The organism is Thermoanaerobaculia bacterium (assembly GCA_018057705.1).
In the GTDB taxonomy this organism is placed as follows: domain Bacteria; phylum Acidobacteriota; class Thermoanaerobaculia; order Multivoradales; family JAGPDF01; genus JAGPDF01.
Genome location: JAGPDF010000146.1, coordinates 1 through 5618, shown reverse-complemented (window position 1 = coordinate 5618; position 5618 = coordinate 1). Strand labels below are relative to the sequence as shown.

The 5618-nt window shown below is 70.5% G+C and carries 5 protein-coding genes; 4 read left to right on the top strand and 1 reads right to left on the bottom strand.

What is annotated here, in order from left to right:
- The first annotated feature begins 448 nt into the window (after positions 1–448).
- Together KBI44_21260 and KBI44_21255 are read left to right on the top strand one after the other, a co-directional pair.
- Positions 449–1297, top strand: coding sequence for a hypothetical protein (locus tag KBI44_21260; GenBank protein ID MBP9147014.1), 849 nt, complete (start codon positions 449–451; stop codon positions 1295–1297).
- Positions 1298–1351: 54 nt separating this feature from the next.
- Positions 1352–1912 (top strand): sigma-70 family RNA polymerase sigma factor, encoded by a 561-nt coding sequence (locus KBI44_21255; GenBank protein MBP9147013.1) that lies wholly within the window; start codon positions 1352–1354, stop codon positions 1910–1912.
- 1 nt (position 1913) lies between these two features.
- On the opposite strand, the gene KBI44_21250 is transcribed toward KBI44_21255, so the two are convergent.
- Complete coding sequence (locus tag KBI44_21250) at positions 1914–2129, bottom strand: hypothetical protein (protein MBP9147012.1); 216 nt, start codon at positions 2127–2129, stop codon at positions 1914–1916.
- Positions 2130–2160: 31 nt separating this feature from the next.
- On the opposite strand from KBI44_21250, the gene KBI44_21245 reads away from it, so the two are divergent.
- Positions 2161–4821: a serine/threonine protein kinase gene (locus KBI44_21245; GenBank protein MBP9147011.1), complete on the top strand. Its 2661-nt coding sequence runs from the start codon at positions 2161–2163 to the stop codon at positions 4819–4821.
- Between the two features lie 230 nt (positions 4822–5051).
- Positions 5052–5498, top strand: a complete 447-nt coding sequence (locus tag KBI44_21240) for a DoxX family protein (GenBank protein MBP9147010.1) — start codon at positions 5052–5054, stop codon at positions 5496–5498.
- Positions 5499–5618 lie beyond the last annotated feature (120 nt).

Sequence of the window (5618 nt, the reverse complement as noted above, 5' to 3'; positions counted from 1 at the left end):
GAGCTCGCCGGGGCTGTCGAACTCGATTCGAAAGGCTCCGGGCCCGGTCGATTCCGTGCGCATGACCGAACGAGAATCTCACCTCGCAGTGGCGGCGGTCCAATTCCGGGTTCGTCGGGGGTGCGTCCGCTGCCGTGAGTGGGCGGTTCCGACTGCCGCCGGCATCTCTCGACGAGGGTCGGGGCTGTCGGAGTTTCAGTTGCCGGCGGGACCCGATCGATGCGTTTCGGTACGCTCGACACATCCTGCGATTCCGGAATCAGGGGCCAAGCAGCCGCGCGACTGCCGCAATAACCCATCGGCAATGCCACTGCCATCAGCCTGCTGCAGGACGACACGGCTGGCACCTCGGCGGAGGGCGCCTCGGCGACGGGGGCGGCTCAAAGCGAGATTCTTGACATTGCGCGGCGAGAGACGCCAGAGTTCGCCATTTCCCTTGGAGACCCCCATGCGCCTCGAGTCCTTTACGATTCTCGCAGCTCTCGGTTCCTTCGCAGAGGGCGCTTTGCCGGCGCACGCGCAGAGCTCGGCTCGGCTCGAGATGCGAGCGGCGAGTGCGGCGACCCTGTTCGGCGCCGTGTTGATCTTCGAGGACGGCTTCGAATCCGAAGACACTTGCCTCTGGTCTCCGGGCTGCGCTGTGGTAAGGATCAACGAGGTCAACGGCAACATCGACAGCGGCTGCGATCTGATGGAGTTGCGGGTCGTCGCCGGCGGCACCATGGACGGGTTCCGTTTGCGCGAGAGGGATGCTGATTCCTTCACTTTCACCGGTCTCACCGTGGCCACGAACGACCTCGTCGTCGTCCACTGGAACGGCAACTCCGCGACCTGCAACCCGAACGCTTCACCCAACGAGACGATTTCGATCACACAGCATCCCGCCGCGACCTTTGCCGCCAACTACGACACCGCCTACGACTGGTACACCTCCGACTCGGGGATCACCAGCACCGACAACGTCCTCACGCTCTACAGGAGCGGGGGCGCGATCGCCGACGCGGTCTTCGTCGCGAACGACACATCGGGGTCGGCGGCGACCGGCACCGAGACCCAAGCGGCCGCCGTCGCGGCGGCCGGCGAGTGGGAGATGGTCGGCGGCGGCATCCCGCCGGGGGGATTCGTCGACGACGACTTCAAACTCCACTCTGCCCAGGATCTGGATGCGACAGGATCCGACGCCACCTCCGGAAGCACCATCCAACGCACCGGCGACCAGGAAACCCAAACGCTCGCCGACTGGGGAATGGTCACATTCAGTTGGGGAAGTATCAACGTCGGCCAAGCCGACTTCTGACAGGGGGTCGGCGACTGCCCGACCTTCCCGCTGGGTTTTCGATACTCTCCCGGGGTGAGCGAGATCACGGCGATTCTGGCGGATGCGCGGCGGGGGGAGCCAGAGAAGCTGGAGGCGCTCTTCGCGGCGCTCTATCCGGAGTTGAAGAGGCTCGCGTCGTGGCGCGCTGCGGCGCGGCCGCGCGACTCGACTCTCACGACGACCGTGCTGGTGCACGAGACGTTCCTCAAGTTGATCGGCGCGCGCCACCTCGATCTGCAGGATCGCAGACATTTCTTCGCCTGCGCCGGACGCGCCATGCGTCACATCCTGGTCGACCATGCGCGTTCGGCCTCGGCGGACAAACGCGGCGGCGGCCTCTCGCCGGTCGAGCTCCCGGACGATCTCGCCGACCCGCAGCGAACGCCCGACTGGATCGATCTCGACCGGGCGTTGGACGAGCTCGACCGGGTGAAGCCCGCCCTGCGCGAGCTCGTCGAGCTACGCTACTTCGCGGGCCTCTCGCGCGAGGAGACCGCGACCCTCCTCGACTGCAGCGAGCGCACCGTACAGCGCGACTGGCAGCGCGCCCGCGCCTTCCTCCACACCCGGCTGGCGAGCGCCCGTCCGGAGTAGCTCACGGCGCCGTGGAGCTCCAGGCAGAAGTCGCGCCACTCGCGAAGCCGTCCGCGAAGAGCTCCCGGAACTCGTAGGCTCCGAGGTCCTGAACGGCCTCGGCGCCGGCCGGCCCCGGCAGCGCCTGCGGGTTGATCGGCACGTCGTGGCCGCGAGCGCGCCCATCGAGCCCGCCGAGATTCGCGTCGCCCGGATCCGAATCGGGGACAGTCCCCAATTTCCCCAACTTCCTGGGTTACGCTTCGGCGGTGCGCCCCGGGGAGTTGAGCCTCTGGCAGCGGGCCGACGCGCTGCTCGCCGAGCTTCTCGAGCTCCCGCCGGAGGAGCGCCCGGCGGCCCTCGCCCGCGCGACTTCCGGGGTTGCGGACGGCCGCGAGCTCGCCCATGCGGTGGCGCAGCTCCTCGCCGCGGCGGAGAAGACCGGCGGACCGCTCGACTCCCCCATCGACATCGCTTCGGTGGCCCACGAACCCGAGCCGCGGTCGGAGCAGGCCCCTCTTTCCCTCACCGGACGAAGGCTGGGCGCTTACCTCCTCGACGCCGAGCTCGGCCGCGGCGGCATGGCGGTGGTCTATCGCGGTCATCGCGCCGACGGCGCGTTCGCGCAGGAGGTGGCGATCAAGGTCCTCGGCGTCGGGCTCCTGTCGCTCGGCGCCGGCGACCGCTTCCGGCGCGAGCAGCAGGTCTTGGCGCGCCTGCGGCATCCGCACATCGCCACCATGCTCGACGGCGGCGTCGCCGCCGACGGCACGCCGTACCTGGTGATGGAGCGCATCGACGGCCGGCCGATCGACCGCTACTCGGCCGAGGAGCGGCTCGCAACGCGCGCCCGCGTCGCGCTGATGATGCAGGTCTGCGAGGCCGTAGCGTTCGCACATCGCAATCTCGTCGTGCACCGCGACCTCAAACCGACGAACATCCTGGTCGACGGCGAGGGGCAGGTGAAGCTCCTCGACTTCGGCATCGCGAAGCTCCTCGAGCCGGAGGCGGACGAGCCACAGCTGACCGTGGGGCCGGCGCGCTTCCTGACGCCGGGCTACGCCGCGCCCGAGCAGGTCGACGGCGGCGCCGTGACGACGGCGACCGATGTCTTCGCGCTCGGGCGGGTGCTCGACCGCCTGCTCGCGACCCCGCCAGCCGCGAACGACCCCGACCTCGCCAACATCGCGCGTCAGGCGATGCGCGCGGAGCCCGAACGCCGGTACGGCGACGCGGCCGCGCTCGCCGCCGATCTCGAGCGGTGGCAGACGGGTCGTCCGGTCCAGGCCACCGGCGACAGTCGGCTCTATCGCCTGGGAAAGCTCCTGCGCCGTCACCGAGCGGCCGTCGCCGCCGGCGCGCTCGTCCTCGCCGTCGCGACGGCGGGGCTGGTCACGACACTCTGGCAGGCGGCGCGGGCACGCCAGGAGGAGCGCACGGCGGCGGTCGTCAACAGCTTCCTCGTCGACCTCTTCCACGCTTCCGACCCGGAGCGCGCGCAGGGCGAAGATCCGCGCGCCTCGGAGCTCCTGCGGCGCGGCGCGGCGCGGGCCCGCGCCCAGCTCGCCGGCGAGCCGCGGCTCGAGAGCCAGCTGCTGCACGTCATCGGTTCGATTCAGCGCGAAGTCGGCGAGAGCCGCGCCGCCGAGGAGTCGCTCGGTCGCGCGCTCGAGCTCCGCATCCGGCATCTTGCCGCCTTCGACCCGGCGATCGCCGCGACCCAGATCGAGCTCGGCCTCACCCGCTACGAGCTCGGGCGGGTCGACGAGGCGGTGGCGCTCCTGCGCGCGGCCCTGGCGGACCTCGAACGGACGCAGCCCCCGGGGGCCCTCGCCCGGCTCGAGGCAGAGGTCGGCCTGGGCGACATGCTGGTCGTCAGCGGCGACTACTCCGAGGCCCGCGCGCGCATGGAATCCGTGCTCGCGCGCCTATCCCTGGAGGCGAGCGAGTCGAGCGCGAGCGACCCGGCGCGCGAAGCCCGGATCGAGCTCGCGCTCGACGCCGAGTACACGCTCGGCGTGGCGCTCGGCGAGCTGGGCGAGGTGCCGGCCGCGGCCGGGCACCTCGCCCGCGTCGTCGACGAGGAGCGCCGGCGCTCCGGCGGCTTCTCGAGCGATCTCGCGCTCTACCTGAACGAGGCGGGGATGCTCGATCACGATCGCGCGGACTACGCGGCCGCCGAGGGCGCCTACCGCGAGGCGCTGGCGATCAAGCGCCGCCTTTACGGCGACGCGCACCCGCAGGTCGCCTCGGGCCTGCTCAACCTCGGCATGGCGCTCCAGGATCTCGCGCGGCCGCAAGAGGCCCTCGCGATGCTCGAGGAGGCTCTCGCCGTCTCGCGGAAGATCCATGGGGATCGGCATCCCGAGGTGGCCATGGCCCTCACTTCGGTCGCCGTGGCGCTCGCCGACCAGGCGCGGCCGCAGGAGGCGGAGCAGCGCTACGTGGAAGCCGTCGCCATCTGGCGCGGCCTCCCCGCGGGCTCCTTCGAGGCCGATCAGTTCGCCAACTGTCTGCGCAACTACGGCACTCTCCTGCTTCGCATCGGCGAGCCGGCGCGGGCCGAGGCCATACTGCGCGAGACGGTCGCGCGCTACGAAGCGCTCGAGCTCGTCGACCCGGTGCGCTCGGCGCTCGCCGGCGCCCGGCACGGCGAGGCGTTGGTGGCGACCGGCCGCGCCGCGCAGGGAGTGGCGCTGATTTCGGAGGCGCTCACCGTGCTCGCAGACACGCACTACGGTTGGGAGCGGCCCGGTTTCGTCGAGCTGCAGCTCGCGCTCGTGCGCGGCGAACTCGCCCTCGGCCGGCACGATCGGGCGCGGGCGCTTCTCGGCGAGGTGCGGTCGCGAATCGAATCCGCCCCGGCAGCGGCCGGTGCCGAGTGGGAGCCTGTCCGCGGCGCCGTGCGGGAGCTCGCGAACCAGGTCTGACGCCGATCGGAGACAGCCCCTCGAAAGCAGCGGAGTCACCGGGCGGGAGGACCGCGAAGGCGCCACGGATCCTGCCCCCGTCGACGAGGAGTCCGCCCCCGGTTTTCGAGCGCGGCATGCTCCGTGCAGAAGTTCCACTGTCGCCGCCCAGGCGAAGGGGCCGCATCGTCCCTTTCGTCTGACGCCTGAAGCGGTTGGACCGAAACCGTGTTTTCGAATGGAGGACGATCATGACGACAACGCCTCTCGCTCGCCGTTGGACCACGTTCGGCCCGCAGTTCCTGTGCCTGCTGCGGGTGGTTGCGGGGGCGATGTTCCTGCTCGCCGGCACCTCGAAGCTCTTCGCCTTTCCGGTCGGCATGCCGGGAGGCGCCACGGCGCTCTTTCCCTCGCAGATCTGGATCGGCGCGGTGCTCGAGGTGATCGGCGGCGGGCTGATCGTCGTCGGGCTCTTTACCCGTCCGACGGCATTCGTCCTCTCCGGCGAGATGGCCGTCGCCTACTTCCAGTTCCACGCCCCGCAGGGCTTCTGGCCGACCGTGAACGGCGGCGTTCCGGCAGTGCTCTACTGCTTCCTCTTCCTCTACCTATCCGCCGCGGGAGCAGGCGCCTGGAGCCTCGACGCGCTCTGGCGGCGAAAATCGGTGACAGCTACCGATTTCGCTGAAAACCGGTAACTGTCACCGATCTCTTCAGGGGACGGCGACGGACCAGGCGGCGGTGGTGCCGGTTTCGAAGCCGTCGAGGAATATCGTCGCTGCGGGATCGGCGAGCTCGTAGGCGCCGAGGTCGAGCGC